Source organism: Streptomyces bacillaris (assembly GCF_003268675.1).
GTDB lineage: Bacteria > Actinomycetota > Actinomycetes > Streptomycetales > Streptomycetaceae > Streptomyces > Streptomyces bacillaris.
This window is the reverse complement of sequence record NZ_CP029378.1, coordinates 5,074,846-5,093,564: the sequence shown is the minus strand read 5'-3', so window position 1 is coordinate 5,093,564 and position 18,719 is coordinate 5,074,846. Positions and strand designations below refer to the sequence as shown.

Genomic DNA, 18,719 nt, shown 5'->3' with positions numbered 1-18,719 from the left:
GAGCCGAAGGAGTGCCGTGTGAGCTTCTGGGAGTATCTGATCACCCGCCACCAGCAGCTCCTCACGGACGCGTTCCAGCACGTCAGCGCGGTCTTCCAGTGCATGGTGATCGCCACCGTGCTGGGCGTGGTCATCGGGGTGGTGAGCTACCGCAGCGGCTGGGGCGGCTCGCTGGCCATCACCTCCACGGCGACGATCCTCACCATCCCGTCGCTGGCCGCGATCGGTCTGCTGATCCCGCTGGTGGGGCTCGGGGTGGCGCCGACGGTGATCACCCTGACGCTGTACGGGCTGCTGCCCATCGTCCGGAACTCCATCGTGGGGCTGCGCGGCGTGGACCCGGCGCTGGTGGACGCGGCGACGGGCATCGGGATGTCCCGGACGGCCCGGCTCTGCCGGGTGGAGCTGCCGCTCGCCTGGCCGCCGATCCTGACCGGTATCCGGGTCTCCACCCAGATGCTGATGGGGATCGCCGCCATCGCCGCGTACGCCTCCGGGCCCGGCCTCGGCAACGAGATCTTCCGGGGCATCGCCTCGCTGGGCAGCGCCAACGCCATCAACCAGGTCCTGGCGGGCACGCTCGGCATCGTCGTGCTCGCCCTGCTCTTCGACGCCGCGTACGTCCTGCTGGGACGGCTGACCATCCCGAGGGGGATCCGTGCCTGAGACCGAGACCGTTCCGCCGAGGGAGAGCACCGCCACCTCCGGGGCCACGATCCAGCTGGAGAACCTGACCAAGAAGTACCCGGGCAACCCGAACCCGGCCGTCGACAACGTCTCGATGGAGATCAAGGCCGGTGAGACCGTGATCTTCGTCGGCCCGTCCGGCTGCGGGAAGTCCACCACGCTGAAGATGATCAACCGGCTGATCGAGCCGACCTCGGGCCGGATCAGGATCGGCGACGAGGACGTCACGGACATCGACCCGGTGAAGCTGCGCCGCAAGATCGGGTACGCGATCCAGTCCTCCGGCCTCTTCCCGCACATGACGGTCGCGGACAACATCGCGCTGGTCCCGAAGATGGTCGGCTGGTCCAAGTCCCGGGTGAAGGACCGGGTGGAGGAGATGCTCGACCTGGTGGGGCTGGACCCGCGCGAGTTCCACGGCCGCTATCCGCGCCAGCTCTCCGGCGGGCAGCAGCAACGCGTGGGCGTGGCACGGGCGCTGGCGGCGGACCCGCCCGTCCTCCTCATGGACGAGCCGTTCGGGGCGGTCGACCCGATCACCCGCGACCACCTCCAGGACGAGCTGATCCGGCTCCAGCACGAGCTGCACAAGACGATCGTGTTCGTCACCCACGACTTCGACGAGGCGATCAAGCTGGGCGACCGGATCGCGGTGCTGCGGGAGCGGTCGCACATCGCGCAGTTCGACACCCCCGAGGCGATCCTCACCAACCCGACGGACGACTTCGTCTCCGGTTTCGTCGGCGCGGGCGCGGCCCTCAAGCGCCTCAACCTCACCCGTGTACGGGATGTGGGCATCGCGGACTTCCCGACGGTGACGGTCGAGGACCCGCTCCAGACGATCTTCAACAAGCTGCGGAACGGCCCGCACAACGAGCTGCTGATGCTGGACCGCCGCAACCGCCCGTACAAGTGGCTGCGGCGCGGCGACCTGATGCGGGCGCGCGGTTCGCTGGCGCGGGCCGGGCAGCTGGTGCACGACACGGTGACCCGGGACGCCACGCTGCACGACGCGCTGGAGGCGGTGCTGACGGACAGCGGGGGCCGGGTGGCGGTGACCGGGCGGCGCGGGGAGTTCATCGGGGTCGTCGACATGAAGACGCTGATGGACAACGTGCAGGAGCTGCTGGAGGCCGACCGGCTGACCGCCATCGAGCACCAGCACGAGCTGGAGGAGCAGCGGGTCCACCAGACCCAGCAGGAGCTGGAGGGAGGTGGCGGCGGAGCATGAGCCCCAGCCACCAGTCGGGCTCGGGCAAGGGCCCGGCCACTCCGACCCGGCCGCCGGGCGAGCACGACGTCAAGGGCCACGCGTTCCACGACGAGGAGAGCGACCCCTCCCCCGCCCCGCCCGCTCCGGCCCGCAGGATCACCTGGCGGAAACTGATCGTCCTCCCCCTGGTCCTGGTGGCCATCCTGGTGGTCACGTACGTCTGGATCACCAACATCCACCTGGACTCGATCGCGGAGAACTCCCTCTCCGGCGGCAACGTGCAGCTGCGCTGGTGGCAGCACGTCCGGCTGACGGCGATCTCCACCTTCTGGGTGCTGATCATCGCGATCCCGCTCGGCATCGCGCTGACCCGGCGGCGGCTGCGGAAGGCGGCCCCCGTCTTCACGGCGCTGGCCAATATCGGCCAGGCGACCCCGGCGATCGGTCTGCTGGCGCTGCTGGTGATCTGGCTGGGCATCGGCCCGCGTACGGCGATCATCGGCATCGTGATCTACGCGGTGCTGCCGGTGCTCTCCAACACGGTGGCGGGGCTGCGGGCGATCGAGCCGAACATGATCGAGGCGGCGCGCGGGATGGGGATGTCCGGCCGGGGCGTCCTGTTCAAGGTGGAGCTGCCGCTCGCGGTGCCGCTGATCCTGGCGGGCGTCCGGACGGCCCTCGTCCTGAACGTGGGCACGGCGACGCTGGCCACGTTCGGCGGGGGCGGCGGGCTGGGCGACCTGATCACCTCGGGGATCCAGACGCAGCGGATGCCGGTCCTGATCATCGGCTCGGTGCTGACGGTGGTGCTGGCGCTGCTGGTGGACTGGCTGGCCTCGCTGGCCGAACTGGCGCTGACGCCGCGCGGGTTGGAGGAGCGGTGAGGGGTACGTACGGAAGGCCCTTCCGGGTACGGAGGATGGCGGCCCTCTCCCTGACGCTGGCCCTGCTGGTGGCCGGCTGCGGGCTGAAGAGCGGCTCCCCGATGGTGGACGACGTCTCCCCCGGCTCGGTCGGGCGGGGCGAGCCGCTGAAGGGCGCGACGCTCACGGTGACCTCGAAGAACTTCAGCGAGAACATCATCCTCGGCCAGATGACCGGCCTGGTCTTCAAGGCGGCCGGGGCGGAGGTCATCGACCGCACGAACCTGCCGGGCTCGATCAGCGCCCGCGAGGCCATCATCAACGGCGACGCCGACGCCCAGTGGGACTACACCGGCACCGGCTGGATCACCTTCCTCGGCCACGCCGACCCGATCGTGGACCCGAAGGAGCAGTACGAGGCGGTACGGGACGAGGACCGCGGCAACGGCGTGGTCTGGCTGCCGCCGGCCCCGCTCGACAACACGTACGCGCTGGCCATCAGCAAGAAGAACAACGCCAAGTACAAGCTCAAGACCCTCTCCGACGTGGCGGCCCTGGCGAAGTCGAACCCGTCCGCGGTGACGATCTGCGTGGAGAACGAGTTCGCCTCCCGGGACGACGGGCTGCCCGGCATGGAGAAGCGGTACGGGATGAAGATCCCGGCCGCCAACATCCAGAAGATGGACGCCGGAATCATCTACACCCAGGTCTCGGAGTCCGACTCCTGCCTGCTGGGCGAGGTGTTCACCACGGACGGCCGGATCAAGGCGATGGACCTGGACGTCCTGGAGGACGACAAGCACTTCTTCCCCAACTACAACGCCTCCCCGGTCATCCACCTGGCGACCTTCGAGAAGTACCCGGTCATCGCGGAACTGCTGGCCCCCCTGGCGAAGAAGCTGACGACGGAGGTCGCCCAGACCCTGAACGCGAAGGTGGACGTGGACGGGGAGGACCCGCACGAGGTCGCGAAGGAGTGGCTGGTGGCGGAGGGGTTCATCGAGGAGGGGTGAGGAGGTCTCCGTACCGCCGTCAGCAGCTCGGGACCTTGCCGCCGCTCTCCAGGGCCTTGAGCGCGTCCACCGCGCCGCCCAGGGTCGTCACGGGGATCAGCCGCATGCCGTCGGGGCGCTCGGACTCCGCCTGGCGGCACTCGGCCTCGGGGACGAGGAAGACCGTGGCGCCGTCGCGGTGGGCGGCCTGGACCTTCATGGAGACCCCGCCGACCGCGCCGACCCTGCCGTCCGCGGTGATCGTCCCCGTACCGGCGATGGTGCGGCCGCCGGTGAGGTCGCCGCCCTTTCCGTTGCCGTCGAGCTTGTCGATGATGCCGAGGGAGAGGAAGAGACCGGCGCTGGGCCCGCCGATGTCCCCGAGGTCCACGTTCACCCGCATCGAGCCGGGCTCGCGCTTCAGCTGGTTCAGGGCCGCGTCGACGGCGACGTTCTGGGACTCCTTCATGTCGTTGAGGTTGTGCTGCTCGATCTCCTTCTCGGAGCCGCCGGTCGGGTAGACGGAGTCGCGGGGCATGACCGCCCGGTCCGTACGGAACCAGCCGTCCACCACGCTGCCGATCCGGACGTCCGCCTTGGGCCCGGTGGCGACGATCGTGGTCATCCGCAGCTGCCCCTCGGTGGCCCGGGTCTCGGCGCCGGTGATGGTGATCACCGGCTTGCCCCGGTCCTCGCCCAGCACATCGGCCGTCACTCCGGGCTGCGCCAGGGTGAACGGGAGCGGCGCGAGGGCCGCCGTACCGAACAGGGCGAGGACGGGCAGCGCGCAGAGGGCGAGGGCACGGGGGCGCGAGAGACGAGTGAGCACGCGTCCAATCTAGCCGCCGGGCGGGAACGGGAACGCGCCAGGCGTACGCGGTCGGGTGCGCGGGTCCTGTACCCGTACGGGGAGGGGCGCGCCGGGCCGAATGCGTACGGGACCGGCGCGCGTACGCGGATACGTACGGCGCCGGGCGTACGTGCAGGAACATGTGCGACGCCGGGCGTACGGGAACACGCCCCCGCGCACGCCCGACCGCGCTCTCTACCTGTTCACGCTCCCCGGTCCCGCCCCGCGTACGTACGGAACAGGCGCCGCCTACCGCAGCGCGTCCGCCACTTCCCTCGCCGCGTCGAGCACCCGGGGGCCGACCCGCTCCGGTACGGCGTCGGCGAGCATGACCACGCCGACGCTGCCCTCCACCCCCGAGACCCCGACCAGCGGCGCGGCCGCCCCGCTGGCGCCTGCTTCGAGTTCGCCGTGGGTGAGGGTGTAGCCGGGGTGGCCGGCCGTCGTGTGCTGGCGGGCGGACAGGATGGCGCGGCCCGCGGCACCCCGGTCCAGCGGGTGGCGGAACCCGGCCCGGTAGGCCACGTGGTAGTCGGTCCAGGTGGGCTCGACGACGGCGACCGCGAGGGCGTCGCTGCCGTCGACGAGCGTGAGGTGGGCGGTGGCCCCGATGTCCTCGGCCAGGGAGCGCAGCGCGGGGAGCGCGGCCTCCCGGACGAGCGGGTGCACCTGTCGGCCCAGTCGCAGCACCCCGAGTCCGACCCGGGCGCGGCCGCCCAGATCACGGCGGACGAGGGCGTGCTGCTCCAGGGTGGCGAGCAGCCGGTAGACGACGGTCCGGTTGACCCCGAGTTTGTTGGACAACTCGGTGACGGTCAGGCCGTGGTCGGTATCGGCGAGCAGTTTGAGGACCCGCAGTCCTCGGTCGAGCGTCTGGGAAGTCTCCGCTGTCACGACGCCCTCTCCTCTTCGGGTGAGCGACGGCGGCCCTGTTCCGGGGGTTGCGACACCGGTCCCAGCGGCGACGCACGGAGAGGCCGCCGGTCTGGCCATAGGCACCGGCTGCGCTCCGCGGCGGCTCTGCCACGGGGCGTTCATATGGCCGGGACAGTAGCGAGCCAGTCCGCTCAGCGGAAGCCCTCGTCCAGAATCCGGGCGCTCCCGTGGACCGGGCCTTGACCGTACGGCATAACCGCCGGTCAGCGCGGTGGCGTCCGGAACGCGAACGTCTACGCGCGTCCAGGTCGAGAGACGCGGCGGCGGCCCGTAGCACACCCCGCGTGAACCGGCGTTAACCCACCGTGGAGGGAAGCGTCCACAAATTTTTGTGCGGCCCGCTCCGGAGGAACCGGAACGAGCCGCACGAGGGTGGGAGGGGCGCCTGCCCGTCGAAACATCCGCCCGTCGGAGGCGTCCGCCCGTCACTTCATCCGGGTCGCCCACTCCTGGACCTTGGCGATCCGGGTCTGGATCTGATGGGCCGTGGCCTCGGCGCTCGGGGGGCCGCCGCAGACGCGGCGCAGCTCGTTGTGGATCACGCCGTGGGGCTTGCCGCTCTGGTGGGTGTAGGCCGAGACCATGGTGTTGAGCTGCTTGCGCAGGCTCAGCAGCTGCTTGTGGGTGACCACCGGGCGGGCCTCGGCGGGCTTCTCCAGGAGGTCGGCCTCCTCGGCCGGCTTCTGGCGGCTGTGGGCGATCTGGCGGCTCTGCCGCTTCTGGAGGAGGAGCTGCACCTGGTCGGGCTCCAGGAGGCCGGGGATGCCGAGGTAGTCCTGCTCCTCCTCACTGCCCGGGTGGGCCTGCATGCCGAACTCGGCGCCGTCGTACAGCACCCGGTCGAAGACCGCGTCCGACTCCAGGGCCTCCCAGGGGAGTTGGTCCTCCGTCTCCTCGTCCTCCAGCTTCTCGGCGTCGGCGAGGAGCTGGTCCTCCTCCGCGAACGGGTTCTCCTCGTCGCTGCCCTTCTTCGGCTTGTCGAGTACGTGGTCGCGCTCGACCTCCATCTCGTTGGCGAAGTCGAGGAGCATCGGGATCGTCGGCAGGAAGACGGAGGCGGTCTCGCCGCGCCTGCGGGAGCGCACGAAGCGGCCGACGGCCTGGGCGAAGAAGAGGGGGGTGGAGATGGTGGTCGCGTACACGCCGACGGCGAGCCGGGGCACGTCGACGCCTTCGGACACCATGCGGACGGCGACCATCCAGCGCGACTCGTCCGCGCTGAACTTGTCGATCTTCTTCGAGGCGGCCTTCTCGTCGGAGAGGACCACGGTCGGGGTCTCGCCGGTGACCTTCTTCAGGATCTTGGCGTACGCGCGGGCCGCGTCCTGGTCCGTCGCGATGACGAGCCCGCCCGCGTCGGGGATGCCCTTGCGGACCTCGGTGAGCCGCTTGTCGGCGGCGGCCAGCACATTGGGGATCCAGTCGCCGGTGGGCGAGAGGGCGGTGCGCCAGGCCTGGCCGATGGCGTCCTTGGTCATCGGCTCACCGAGCCGGGCCGCGATCTCGTCACCGGCCTTGGTGCGCCAGCGCATGTTGCCGCTGTAGCTGAGGAAGATCACGGGGCGGACGACGCCGTCGGCCAGGGCGTTGCCGTAGCCGTAGGTGTAGTCGGCGGAGGAGCGGCGGATGCCGTCGTTGCCCTCCTCGTACTGGACGAAGGGGATCGGGTTGGTGTCCGAGCGGAACGGCGTACCGGTCAGCGCGAGCCGCCGGGTCGCCGGGTCGAACGCCTCCTGGCAGGCCTCGCCCCAGGACTTGGAGTCACCGGCGTGGTGGATCTCGTCCAGGATCACGAGCGTCTTGCGCTGCTCGCACCGGTTGCGGTGCAGCATGGGGCGGACGCCGACACCCGCGTAGGTGACGGCGACGCCGTGGTACTCCTTGCTGAGCGGACCGGCGCTGTACTCCGGGTCGAGCTTGATCCCTATCCGGGCGGCCGCCTCCGCCCACTGCTTCTTGAGGTGCTCGGTCGGGGCGACCACGGTGATCTGCTGGACGACATGGTGGTGCAGCAGCCACGACGCGAGGGTCAGCGCGAAGGTGGTCTTCCCGGCGCCGGGCGTGGCGACGGCGAGGAAGTCGCGCGGCTGCTCCTGGACGTACCTCTCCATGGCGCCCTGCTGCCAGGCTCGCAGCTTCCCGGCGGTGCCCCAGGGGGCGCGGCCGGGAAAGGCGGGTGAGAGGTGGTGGGAGGAGGCGGTGGTAGTAGTCACGGTCTCCGGTTCGAGGCTCTCGGGTACGTGGGGCGCTGCCCGTACCGCACCCGGCCCGAGGGACCCGGCCCGCGATACGACAACCGGGCCACCCTACCGGGGGCCCGGTTGAAACCCGGTACGAACAAGCCGCGCCGGAGCCGGACGAGACGGTGCTCACATCGCGTCGACGACCAGGTCCCGCAACCCCTGGGAGATCACCTTGATCTCGTCCGTCTCTCCTGTGGCGACATCGATGACCAGCCGCTCCGCCGCGTCGATGTCCGGTCGCAGGTCGACGCCGTTCATGGCGAGGAACGTGACGCAGGAGAGCCAGGCAGTGCGCTTGTTGCCGTCGAACAGAGGGCGGTTGACCGCCAGGGACTGGAGAAGTGCCGCCGCCTTGTCGATCAGGTCGGGGTAAGCCTCCTCACCGAACATGGCCGCCGAGGGACGGTGGGCCGCCGACTCCAGCAGACCGGCGTCCCGGACGACGATCTGCATGTCGTCGCACGCGTGCTCGGCGATCACGAGGATGTCCTCGGAGCTCAGATAGACACAGCTCATTTCAGCCGATCCATCAGCTCGCTCCACTTGGCCGCCTGCTCCTTCGCCGTCTTGCGGACCATGGCCTGCTGTGCGGTCCTGGCAAGGTAGTCGTCCACGGCCTGCAGCAGTATGGCGTGCATGCTCGTCCCCTCCTGCTCGGCACGCTGCTTGAGGGCTTCGGTCTGATCGTCACGGAGACGCAGGTTCATCGCCATACCAGAACGGTACCACCGGATGGGGCCAGAGTGGTACCGCTACTTCTCCCGCACGACGACCCGCGTGGCCACCCACGCCCCCACCACCGCGACCACGGCCATCGGCAGGAAGACCGCCGCGAAGGCCATCGGGTGGGAGCCCGTGGCGCCGGTCGCCGCCGTGCCGTGGGCCGCCGCGCCCAGGGCCTTGCCGCCGAGGGAGGCGAAGGCGGCGCCGCCGAGGGCCAGGAGGAGGACGTTGGAGAGGCCGTCGGAGATCTGGAGGGCGGCGGAGTTCGAGCCCGCCTCCTCGGGGGCCGAGAGCTTCAGGAGCAGGACGCTGGTGGAGGCGATGACCATGCCCATGCCGAAGCAGCCGAAGGCCCAGGCCACGGCGACGATCCAGACCGGGACGGCCGGGATCAGCACGGTCGGGGCGACGGCGATGGAGGCGGCCACCAGCACCATCCCGCTCACCATCAGCCGCTCCCGGTACGGCTCCAGGCGCGGCCGGGACTGGACGAACGAGCCGAGCGCCCAGGTCGCCCCGCCCACCGCCAGGGAGAGGCCCGCCATGGTCGGGGTCAGGCCGCGCTGGGTGACCAGCATCAGCGGGACGAAGGACTCGGCGGCGATGAACGAACCGGCCGCCACCCCGCGCAGCAGGATCACCGACGGCAGCCCGCGCGCCGCCCGTACGGTCCCGGTGGGCAGCAGGCCCCGTACGGCGGGGACCAGCAGGGCGACGCCCGCGGCGGCGGGGAGCAGGGCGAGCCAGTTCAGCTCCTGGCCCGCGTACTGGAGCAGTGCGGCCCCCGCCGAGATCCCCAGCGCGAGCCGGATGCGCCGGCGGTCGTACGGCTGCGCCGGCGCGTCCGGGTCCGCCGGACCCGAGGCCATCCGGCGGATCTGCGGGAGGGCCAGGGCCAGCGGGATCACGATCAGGACGGGGATCCCGACGAAGACCCACCGCCAGCCGAGCTGCTCGGTCACCGTCCCGGCGGCCAGCGGCCCGACCACGGACGGGATCACCCAGCTCGCGGCGAAGGCGGCCATGATGGCGGGCCGGATGCGTTCGGGGTAGGCCCGCCCGATGACCACGTACAGGGCGACGATCACCAGCCCGCCGCCGAGCCCCTGGACCGCCCGGCCCACGATGAAGACCCACATGGAGCCCGCCGCCCCGGAGAGCAGCAGCCCCACGCCGAAGGCGGTGATCCCGGTGGCGAGCGGCTGGAGCGGCCCGCGCCGGTCGGCCCACTGGCCGGAGAGCACCATGGCGAAGAGGCTGGTGGTGAAGTACGCGGAGAAGGCGAACGCGTAGAGCGGGATGCCGTGCAGCTCCCGGGCGGCGACCGGCATCGCCGTACCGACCGCCGTCGCCTCGAACGCGATGAGGAACACCACGGAGACGATGCCGATGCTCAGCGCCCGGTAGGTCCGCCCGAGCACCCCCTCGGCGGCCGCCTCCGCGACCGCCCCACCCAAATCGCCGGGCAGGGCGTCGGGCATCCCGGGCCGTACGTCGCCGGGTATCCCGGTCTTCAGGTCGGCGGGAAGGTCCGCGGGCAGCCCGGTGCCCGGGTCGTCGGAACCGCCCCGGGAGGCACCGGCCTGGGACGCACCCGCCTGACGGCGGCCGTGCGACCGGTCGCCTCGGCGGTGCTCGTACGGTGACGGTGGCGGTGGGTCGGTCGGCGCGGGGCGCGCGGCATCGGTGCCGTCGCGCTGTTCGGGGGCGGTCATTTCCCCAGAGTAAGGGGCGTGGAACGGTTTGAGCCCTGTCGCTGTGCCCGGTCGGGATCGTCCCTTGGTCGTAGGCCGGAGGGCCGGGCATGAACGGCGTATGGCAGTCGTATTGCGTACCGGCCCGTTCCCTTGCCGCCCGCTCCCCGCGCCCCCTAACGTCGATCACGAAGCAGCAAACGCTTGGCCGTGTGCCCGAGAGGCTCAGGGGCTCGACTGCAACTCGAGTTACACCGGTTCGATTCCGGTCACGGCCTCCAGAGGAAGCGCGAACGCGGTGAGGGCCGCCCCCGTCGGACGGGGGCGGCCCTCACCATTGCCGCGTGAGCGGCCGTCGCCGCGTTCAGCCCGTCTTCAGCTGCTTCATCACATCGCGCATGTCGGTGATCAGGTCGGCGTGGTACGGCTCCGCCGCCGGGGCCTCCGGCTCCACCGGGGGTGGTTCCCTGCCCTGGTCGGAGCCCGCGTAGTCCATGGTGGTGGAGAGGGTGAGCGTGATGACGGCGCCGCCCTCCACCACCCTCAGCTCGGAGGAACTCTCGTCCACGACCAGCAGATAGGCGCGGTCGCCCAGGCCGGGTACCGGTTCGGTGCGATCCGCCCCGTCCCCCCAGAGCGTCTCCTCCTTGCGGGCCTCGAACTCGGGGAGGGGGTCGGTCTCCTTGTGGAGTTCGGCCCTCAGCCCCACGTGGAGGCCGTACCGCCACCCGTAACCGTCCTCGGAGGACTTGGGGGCGGTGAGGGTCAGGGCGCACGCGATGCTGTCGAGCGCCGGGTGTTCGATGCTGCCGGGGACGAGACCCGGGGCGTCGGCGCGCTCCCCCACGGACGCGGTGAGCGCCTTCATCCGCATCACGGAGCAGGAGCGGGCGTCCAAGTGGTAGCCGTGCGTGTCCGGCTTGGGGTCGGGGCCGATGCCGTACGCGAAGACGGCCGTCGCCCAGACCGCGGAGGCCGTCAGTGCTCCGGTCGCGGCCCAGAGCAGGCCGTGGCCGCGTCTGCGCCCCGTCGGCGGCGTCCGGTCGAAGCCGCCGACCGCCTCCGCGGTGTGGTCCGGTCCGAACTCCCCTATCAGCTCCGGCTCGGAGATCATGCCGGTTTCCCCCTATGTCGTACGGTGCTGGGCCCCCGCCCCCTTCAGCCCTTTCTCAGCCCTTCGGGGCCGTCACCACCGCCGCCTGCGGCCTGATCGGCAGGCGGTTCACCGGGCGGCCCGTCGCCGAGCGGACCGCCGAGGCCACTGCCGCCGGGGCCGTGACGACCGGGACGGCGGAGGCCGGTTTGGCGCCGAAGGGGGCCACCACGTCGCGTTCCTCGACCAGTTTGACGATGCGGATGTCGGGGGCGTCCAGCGAGGTGGGGAGGGCGTAGCCGGTCAGGTCGGGGTGGCGGATCAGGCCGCGGGCGGTGCGGAGGTTCTCGGTGAGGGCCGCGCCGATGCCCTGGGTGATGCCCGCCTCGATACGGGTGGCGAGCTGGGCCGGGTTCAGGACGCGGCCCACGTCCTGGGCCACCGCCATCTCGACCACCCGGATCGAGCCCAGTTCGATGTCGACGTCGACGACCGCCCGTACCGCGCAGAACGCCAGGCCCACGAACGCGTCGCCCTGGCCGGACTCGTCCAGCGGTTCGGTGGGGTGGGGGCGGCACTGGGCGGTGGCCCACAGCTCCTTGCCGTCCATCGCCTCCATGACGGTGGTGGAGAGGACCCCGTCGTACGAGGTGATCTTGCCGTCCGCGATCTGGAGCAGCTCCGTGGACATGCCGAACTTGTGGGCCAGCGGCTGGAGGAGCTGCGTGCGGACCATCTTCGCCGCCCGCTCCACCGCCCCGCCCGACACCCAGGTGTGGCGGCCGTGCGTGGCCGGGCCCGCGGGGGGCTGGTCGGTGTCGACCGGAGCCACATGGACCTCGTCCACGCCCAGGATCTCCTGGACGATCTGGCGGGCGAGGGTGGAGAAGCCCTGGCCCGTCTCCACGGCCGCGCAGATCACCGTCGCCACGCCGTCGTGGACCCGGACCGTGGCCGTGGAGACCTCGTCCGTGCCCTCGGCGCCGAGCATGTGGACCATGCCCACGCCGTACCCCACGCCCCGGCGCACCGCCCCGGGTTCACCCGCGCCCTCGGGGCCGCCGGGCAGCAGCCAGTCGTCCTCCGGGGAGTCCTTGGGGAGGGCGGGGAGGGGGTGGTCGCGGACCGCCTGGAGGAGTTCGGCCACGGGGGCCGGGCAGGTCACCGTCTGGCCGGTGGGCAGGATGTCGCCCGTCGAGAGCGCGTTACGGAGGCGGAGTTCGGCCGGGTCGATGCCGAGCTTCGCGGCCAGCTTGTCCATCTGGCCCTCGTACGCCGCGCAGACCTGCATCGCGCCTTCTCCGCGTACGTGGCCGGAGGGCGGGTTGTTCGTGCGGACCGCCCAGCCCTCGATGAAGGCGTGCGGGACGACGTACGGGCCGCAGGCGAACGCCACGGCCGCCGCGAGTGATTCGGAGGAGGCGTCGGCGTACGCGCCCGCGTCCAGCAGGATCTGGGCCTCCACCTTGACCAGCCGGCCGTCCGCGTCCGCGTGGTGGCGGTAGCGCAGCAGGGTCGGGTGGCGGTGGGCGTGGCCGAGGAAGGACTCCTCGCGCGTCGCGGCCAGCTTGACCGGGCAGCCGGTGCGCAGGGCGAGCAGGCCCAGCGGGATCTGGAAGCCCGGGTCCTCGCGGTCGCCGGTCGCGCCGGGGACGCCGGTGACGACGACCTTGACCCGGTCCGGCTCCAGGCCGAAGCAGGCGGCGGCCAGGTCGCGGTCGGTGTGCGGGTCGGTGGAGGCGGTGTAGATCTCGACGCCGCCGTCGGGCCGGGGCACGGCGAGACCGGCCTCCGCGCCGATGGGGGCCGGGTCCTGGCGGCCGATGCGGTACAGGCCCTCGACGACGACCTCGCCGGTCGCCTCGGGGTCCCCGTAGCGGAGGGGGATGTGCCGGATCAGATTGCCGTCGGGGTGCAGGGGCTCCGCCGCGAACGCCTTCTCCGGGTCCGTGACCGGCTCCAGCACCTCGTACTCGACCGCGATGGCGGCGGCGGCCAGCCGTGCGGTGTCCGGGTGGTCGGCGGCGACGGCGGCGATCGGCTCGCCGTGGTGGCGGACCAGCTCGGAGGCGAAGACCGGGCGGTCGACGACCCGGCGGCCGTAGTTGCTGTCCCCGGGGACGTCCTCGTGCGTGACGACCGCGCGCACGCCGGGCATCGCGGCGGCGGCCGAGGTGTCGATGGAGAGGATCCGGGCGTGCGGGTGGGGCGAGCGGAGCACGGAGGCCCAGAGCAGTCCCTCGGCCCAGAGGTCGGCTGCGTACGGGAAGGTGCCCTCGGACTTCGCCCGGGTGTCGGCGGCGGGCAGCGAGGCGCCCAGGCCGGTCAGCGGAGGCTCCCCGTCCGGGCCCGGACCACCGCCGGCCGGACCGCCCGCGGCGGCGTCGATCCTGGGCAGGGTGGTGCTGGTCGCGTTGGCCGCGTCGCCGCTCACGCCGCCGCCTCCTTGTCGCTCTCAGGGGCCATGGGGTGGTGCGCCGGGGCCATGGGTACGCCCGCGTCCATCACTGCGCGCCCCCCTCGTGCGGGTGGGGCTGCTGCTGGACGCCGCCCGCGCCCGGTTCGGCCTGGTGCGGGACGCGGGGCTCGTCCTGGGCGGTGGCCGTCTGCGCGGTGGCGGCGGCCTCCGCGGTCGCCTCGCGGGATGCCACGACGTCCGCGACCGCGTCGAGCACGCCCCGGTAGCCGGAGCAGCGGCAGAGGTTGCCGCAGAGGGCCTGGCGGGTCTCCAGCTCGCTGGGGGCGTGGTTGCCCTCCAGCAGGTCGTGGACGGTCATCGCCATGCCGGGGATGCAGAAGCCGCACTGGACGGCCCCGCAGGCGGCGAGCGCGCGCTGGACGTCGGAGGGTTCGCCGTCGACGGCCAGCCCCTCGACCGTACGGACCTCGCTGCCCGCGGCGGTCGCGGCGGGCACCAGGCAGGAGGCGACCAACCGGCCGTCCACCTGGACGTTGCACGCCCCGCACTCGCCCTGCGAGCAGCCGTCCTTGGCCCCGGCGAGGCCGAGGCGCTCGCGGAGCACGTAGAGCAGGGACTCCCCGATCCAGGCGTCGGAGACCGGGCGGTCCACCCCGTTCACGTGCAGCACGTAGGAGGCGGCGGGGTGCTCGCTCGGTACGTCGAGGGGGGCGGCCACCGGGTCGTGCGCGATGTCGTGGGACGGGTCCGGTTCGGGTTCCGCTTCGGGGGCCGGGTCCTGGGCGGAAGATGCGGCTGCGGGGTCCTCGGGGGCGGGGGCCGCGTCCTCTGTCTGCCCGTCCGCGGCTGCGGGCTCGGGGCGGACTCGGGGGTGGTGCCGGGCTCGGGGGTGACTGAGGAGGCGTCCGGAGGGGTCGGTTCCGTGGCGGGCTCGTCGGCGGCCGGGGCCTCCGCTTCCGGTTCCGCTTCGGGTTCCGCCGCCGCCTCGGGTGCCGGTCCGGGCGCCGGTTCCGCGTCCGCCTCCACGTCCGCTTCGGGGGCGGTGCCGGGGAGCGGGTGGGGCGCCGCCTGCTCCTCGGGGTGGGACTCGGGCTGCGGCTGGGTCGCCCAGGGCGCGGGGGCTCCGCCGGGGAGCGTGGCCGGGCGCGCGTCGTCCGCGTACCACTGCTGCGAAGCCGCCGCCGAGGCCAGGAACTCGCCCGACTCGTCCGGAAGATCCCCGTCCGCGACCGGGATCGTCCACTGGCCGGTGTGCCCCGTGGGAGAGGAGGGGGCCGTGGGCTCGGTGGGTGCGGTGTGCCCGGCGTGCCCCTGGTGGGCGGAGTAGTCGGTGTGGCTGATCTGGCTGATCTGGCCGGTGTGGTCCGGGTGACCGGTGTGACCAACGTCGTCCAGGCGACCGGCGTGACCCGCGTGGTCCGCCTGCCCCGTGTGACCCGCGTAGTTCGCCTGATCCGCGTGACCCGCGTCGTCGGTCTGCCCCGGGTGTCCCGTGTGGCCGGCGGGCCCGGAGTGGTCGGTGTAGCCGTCGGGGCCCACGTGACCACCGGCGCCCGCGTGACCACCGGGGCTCACGTGACCACCCGCGCCCGGGTAGTCGCCAGGGCCCGCGTGCTCCGCATGCCCCTGACCCGCCCGGTCCGCGGCGCCCGCCGCCGCCGGCTGCTCCCCCAGCGCCTCGGTGAAGTTCCACTGGGCCGTGGAGTGCGGGCCGTCCTGGTACGGCTGCGCGTAGCCGCCGCCCTGGCCGTTGGGGTCCGGCCAGTGCACCGCGCCCGGGGCCGCCTCCTGGGCGTGCCCCTCGGCCCCGGTCTCCTGCCGGTCCTGCGTCTGCACGACCCAGCCGCCCGTCGCGGCCGGGTCCGGACCGGCGGCCGGGGTCAGCGGCAGGATCATCGGCGGTACGTAGCCGTGGCCGGGGGCGGCCAGCGGGACGCCGTCCAGGTCCTCCGGGGGCAGCTGGACGAACGCCGTGGCGTCGGCGTCGTACTCACCGCTCTGCGGCGTCGGCTCCCAGCCCCCGTACCGGGGGTCGGGGTGTTCCTCATTGCTCACGACAGTGCCCTCCCCAGCGCGCGTCGGGCGAGCGCGGCGACGGTGCGCCGCAGGTGGAGTACGGCCGGGGACAGCGGCGGGGCCTCTGATCCGTCGGCCGGGGGTGCGTGGTCCGGGATGCAGGCGGCGGCGACGTACTCACCGAAGGCGGCCAGTGCGTCGGGGGCCAGGCCCCGTTCGCCGTCCCAGTCGATCAGCGAGGCGATCCAGCGCTCGGCCTCCAGCGGGCGCAGCGGCATCGGGGCGATGGCGCCGACCGCGCAGCGCACCCCGCGCCGGGCCGGGTCGAGCACGATGGCGACCGAGGCGGTGGCGCGGCCGGGGCCGGTGCGGCCGGTGGCCTTGAGGAAGACCTGGGGGGCGTGCAGCAGGGGGACCCGGACGAAGCCGATCAGCTCGGCCGGGCCGAGCATCTCGCGGCCGGCCAGCAGGTGCGAGACGGGGACCTCGCGGCGGGTGCCGCCGGGTCCGGCGACGACGAGTTCGGCCTCCAGGGCGGCCAGCACCGGCAGCGCGTCGCCGGTGGGCGCGGAGGTGGCGATGTTGCCGCCGAGGGTTCCGGCGTTACGGATCTGGGGCGGGCCCGCCGCGCGGGCGGAGGCGGCGAGGGCGGGGATCAGGGCGGCGAAGTCGGGGCGTCCCATGCGGGCGTGGGTGAGGCCGGCGCCGAGCAGGGCGTGGCCGTCCTGGTAGTGCCAGCCGCGCAGCTCGCTGATCCGGCCGAGGCCGACCAGCCCCGAGGGGCGCAGGAGCCCCTTGTTCACGGCCGCCATCAGGTCCGTCCCCCCCGCCACGGGGACGGCGGCGGGCATGGCTTCCAGCGCCGCCACGGCCTCGTCGAGCGAGGCCGGCAGCGTCACCGACTGCAGCGCCTGCGGTGCGTGCGTGGTCAACCCAGCTGCCCCTTCCCGGTCTCCCGGCTGGTCCGCCTGTTCCGCCGTACGGTACGTGTTCACAGGCCGGACGTGGCAACTCTGGCACATCTTCCGAGCGGACCGCCGCTAGGGTCCACGAAGGGTGGTTCCGCCCCTGACCTGGGGGATGGTCCGGTTTCGCACCTCTTCGGAGTGGAGGGTGAATTGCCACTCTTCAGCGATGCTTGTACGACTTATTCCGTTCGTTCCGGGGGCCGTTCGGTCCGGAGGCCGTCATTCGGGGGCCTTTCGTTCGGGAGGCCGTTCGGTCCGCGCCGCGGCCGGTGCGGCGCGGACCGTTCCCGGGCTCACACCACCGGCGGCGCTCCCTCGATCGGGCGGCCGAGGACGCCGGGCCGCCGCTGCCAGGGCAGCGGGCCGCCCGGCCTGCGGTAGTCGACGCCGAGGGCGTCGAGCCGGGCGTAGTGGTCGGTCATGCGGGCCGCGAAGCCGGTGAAGTCCCGGTCGGCCGGGGCCGGGAGGGCGGACCAGGCGACCTCCGCGAAGGCGGCGAGGCGCGGGAAGACCTGGTAGTCGACGCGGGCCCGGTTCTGCATGACCTCGGTCCAGACGTTGGCCTGGGTGCCCAGGATGTGACGGACCGCCTCCTCGCTCAGCCCCGGGGGAACGGGTTCGAAGCGGTAAACGTCCTCCAGGGTGCGGACGTACCCGATGGGCATCGGCTCGTCCGCGCCGCCGTCCTGACGGTGGTCCAGATACACCTGCTGCTCCGGGCACATCACCACGTCGTGCCCGGCCTCGGCGGCGGCGATGCCTCCGGCGTAACCGCGCCAGGAGGAGACCGCCGCGCCCTCGGCGAGCCCGCCTTCGAGGATCTCGTCCCAGCCGATGAGGCGGCGGCCGCGTGCGGAGAGCCAGGTGTCGAAGTGGCGGATGAACCAGGACTGCAGCTCCTCCTCGTCCTTGAGGCCGAGTTCGGCGATCCGGGCCTGGGCGAGCGGGGACTGCTTCCACTGGTCCTTGGGGCACTCGTCGCCGCCGATGTGGACGAACGGCGAGGTATCGGCCGGGAAGAGCTCCAGGATCTCCTCCAGCACGCCCTCGTAGAAGCGGAGGGTGTGCTCGGTGGGGGCGAGCACGTTCGGGCTGACGCCCCAGGAGTCCCAGACGGTGAGCGCGGCGGTGTCGACGACGTCGGTGTTGCCCAGCTCGGGGTAGGCGGCGATGGCGGCCTGGGCGTGGCCCGGGATGTCGATCTCGGGGACGACCCGGATGTGGCGCTCGGCGGCGTAGGCGACGATCTCGCGGATGTCGTCCTGGGTGTAGTAACCGCCGTACGGGGTCTCGTCCCACAGGTCCGAGTCCCGGTGGCCGTAGCGCGTACGGGAGCGCCAGGCGCCGACCTCGGTCAGGCGCGGGTGGCGCTTGATCTCGACGCGCCAGCCCTGGTCGTCGTTGAGGTGGAAGTGGAAGACGTTCAGCTTGTGGGCGGAGAGGAGGTCGAGGTAGCGGAGGACGTCGTCCTTGGGCAGGAAGTGCCGGCAGACGTCGAGCAGCATGCCGCGCCAGCCGAAGCGGGGCTCGTCCGCGATCTCCACCGCCGGGACCTCCCAGACGCGCCCCGGCGCGAGGGGCGCGCGCCGGAAGGCGTCCGGGCCCAGCAGCTGACGAAAGGTCTGCGCCCCGTGGAGGAGCCCGGCCGGGGTGCCGCCCGTGATGCGTACGGCGTCGGCGTCGACGACGAGTCCGTACGCCTCCGGGGCCAGGGCCGCGTCGAGCGCCAGCACCACGCGGGACGCGCCGGGGCCGCCGGTGGAGCCCGCGCCGTCGGCCAGCGGCGCTCCGGTGGCGGCGCCGACGGTGGCGCGCAGCAGCCGGGCCACGCCCTCGGTGCCCGGGGCCGCGTCGAGCACGGTCGCCGCGTCCAGCCGGAACGGCTCCGCTCCCGGCGCTCCCCGGGTCAGGGTGTGCGGAGCGGGGATCAGGCCGGGGGCCGCCGGTCCGCCCGGAGCCGCCGTCGTATCGCCCGGGCCCGCTGTCGTACCGCCCGGGGCCGTCGTGTCGTCGGATGTCATG

Annotated in this window: 14 protein-coding genes, 1 tRNA gene and 1 pseudogene; 5 read left to right on the top strand and 11 right to left on the bottom strand. The window is 72.8% G+C overall.

Translation table 11 applies throughout. The annotated features are described in order from the left end of the window. Window positions 1-18 precede the first annotated feature (18 nt). The 4 genes from DJ476_RS22120 to DJ476_RS22105 are packed head-to-tail and all read left to right on the top strand — an operon-like array spanning window position 19 to window position 3,776. Entirely contained in the window at window positions 19-666 is a 648-nt protein-coding gene (locus tag DJ476_RS22120) for an ABC transporter permease (protein ID WP_019761439.1), read from the top strand. Next, window positions 659-1,918 carry a betaine/proline/choline family ABC transporter ATP-binding protein gene (locus DJ476_RS22115; RefSeq protein ID WP_053561046.1) on the top strand — a complete coding sequence of 420 codons (1,260 nt, stop codon included), beginning with the start codon at window positions 659-661 and terminating at the stop codon, window positions 1,916-1,918. Before DJ476_RS22120 ends, DJ476_RS22115 begins: the two co-directional genes overlap by 8 nt. Beyond that, window positions 1,915-2,784: an ABC transporter permease gene (locus DJ476_RS22110; RefSeq protein WP_103418861.1), complete on the top strand. Its 870-nt coding sequence runs from the start codon at window positions 1,915-1,917 to the stop codon at window positions 2,782-2,784. The genes DJ476_RS22115 and DJ476_RS22110 overlap by 4 nt, the downstream gene beginning before the upstream one ends. A 35-nt stretch (window positions 2,785-2,819) precedes the next feature. Continuing rightward, window positions 2,820-3,776, top strand: coding sequence for a glycine betaine ABC transporter substrate-binding protein (locus DJ476_RS22105; protein WP_112491359.1), 957 nt, complete (start codon window positions 2,820-2,822; stop codon window positions 3,774-3,776). Between the two features lie 19 nt (window positions 3,777-3,795). Here the strand turns inward: DJ476_RS22105 and DJ476_RS22100 are convergent, their stop codons facing one another. From DJ476_RS22100 to DJ476_RS22075, 6 genes are all read right to left on the bottom strand, one after another. After that, window positions 3,796-4,584, bottom strand: a complete 789-nt coding sequence (locus DJ476_RS22100; RefSeq protein WP_112491358.1) for a S16 family serine protease — start codon at window positions 4,582-4,584, stop codon at window positions 3,796-3,798. A 270-nt stretch (window positions 4,585-4,854) separates the two neighbouring features. Then, window positions 4,855-5,499, bottom strand: a complete 645-nt coding sequence (locus DJ476_RS22095; protein WP_018488589.1) for an IclR family transcriptional regulator — start codon at window positions 5,497-5,499, stop codon at window positions 4,855-4,857. Window positions 5,500-5,966: 467 nt separating this feature from the next. Continuing rightward, window positions 5,967-7,754 carry a DEAD/DEAH box helicase gene (locus DJ476_RS22090; RefSeq protein ID WP_079167297.1) on the bottom strand — a complete coding sequence of 596 codons (1,788 nt, stop codon included), beginning with the start codon at window positions 7,752-7,754 and terminating at the stop codon, window positions 5,967-5,969. A 156-nt stretch (window positions 7,755-7,910) separates the two neighbouring features. After that, window positions 7,911-8,300 carry a type II toxin-antitoxin system death-on-curing family toxin gene (locus DJ476_RS22085; RefSeq protein WP_112491357.1) on the bottom strand — a complete coding sequence of 130 codons (390 nt, stop codon included), beginning with the start codon at window positions 8,298-8,300 and terminating at the stop codon, window positions 7,911-7,913. Further along, a complete protein-coding gene (locus tag DJ476_RS22080; RefSeq protein ID WP_019763120.1) occupies window positions 8,297-8,497 on the bottom strand; it encodes a ribbon-helix-helix protein, CopG family in 201 nt (66 codons plus the stop codon). The genes DJ476_RS22085 and DJ476_RS22080 overlap by 4 nt, the downstream gene beginning before the upstream one ends. A 39-nt stretch (window positions 8,498-8,536) precedes the next feature. Beyond that, complete coding sequence (locus DJ476_RS22075) at window positions 8,537-10,222, bottom strand: MFS transporter (protein WP_112491356.1); 1,686 nt, start codon at window positions 10,220-10,222, stop codon at window positions 8,537-8,539. Between the two features lie 185 nt (window positions 10,223-10,407). Between DJ476_RS22075 and DJ476_RS22070 the strand changes: the two genes are divergently transcribed. After that, a tRNA-Cys gene (locus tag DJ476_RS22070) sits at window positions 10,408-10,482 on the top strand. A gap of 83 nt (window positions 10,483-10,565) precedes the next feature. Here the strand turns inward: DJ476_RS22070 and DJ476_RS22065 are convergent. The 5 genes and pseudogenes from DJ476_RS22065 to DJ476_RS22045 all read right to left on the bottom strand — a co-directional run bounded on the left by DJ476_RS22065 (window position 10,566) and on the right by DJ476_RS22045 (window position 18,718). Continuing rightward, a complete protein-coding gene (locus DJ476_RS22065) occupies window positions 10,566-11,315 on the bottom strand; it encodes a hypothetical protein (protein WP_112491355.1) in 750 nt (249 codons plus the stop codon). A gap of 55 nt (window positions 11,316-11,370) precedes the next feature. Then, the gene (locus DJ476_RS22060; protein WP_112491354.1) at window positions 11,371-13,728 is read right to left on the bottom strand and encodes a xanthine dehydrogenase family protein molybdopterin-binding subunit; all 2,358 of its coding nucleotides are present in this window, start codon (window positions 13,726-13,728) and stop codon (window positions 11,371-11,373) included. Window positions 13,729-13,798: 70 nt separating this feature from the next. Beyond that, window positions 13,799-15,768 (bottom strand): annotated as a pseudogene (locus DJ476_RS22055) (2Fe-2S iron-sulfur cluster-binding protein). Beyond that, window positions 15,765-16,661, bottom strand: coding sequence for an FAD binding domain-containing protein (locus tag DJ476_RS22050; protein ID WP_028418350.1), 897 nt, complete (start codon window positions 16,659-16,661; stop codon window positions 15,765-15,767). The pseudogene DJ476_RS22055 and the gene DJ476_RS22050 overlap by 4 nt, the downstream one beginning before the upstream one ends. 329 nt (window positions 16,662-16,990) lie before the next feature. Then, window positions 16,991-18,718: a beta-N-acetylhexosaminidase gene (locus tag DJ476_RS22045; protein WP_318294764.1), complete on the bottom strand. Its 1,728-nt coding sequence runs from the start codon at window positions 18,716-18,718 to the stop codon at window positions 16,991-16,993. Between the last annotated feature and the right edge of the window lies 1 nt (window position 18,719).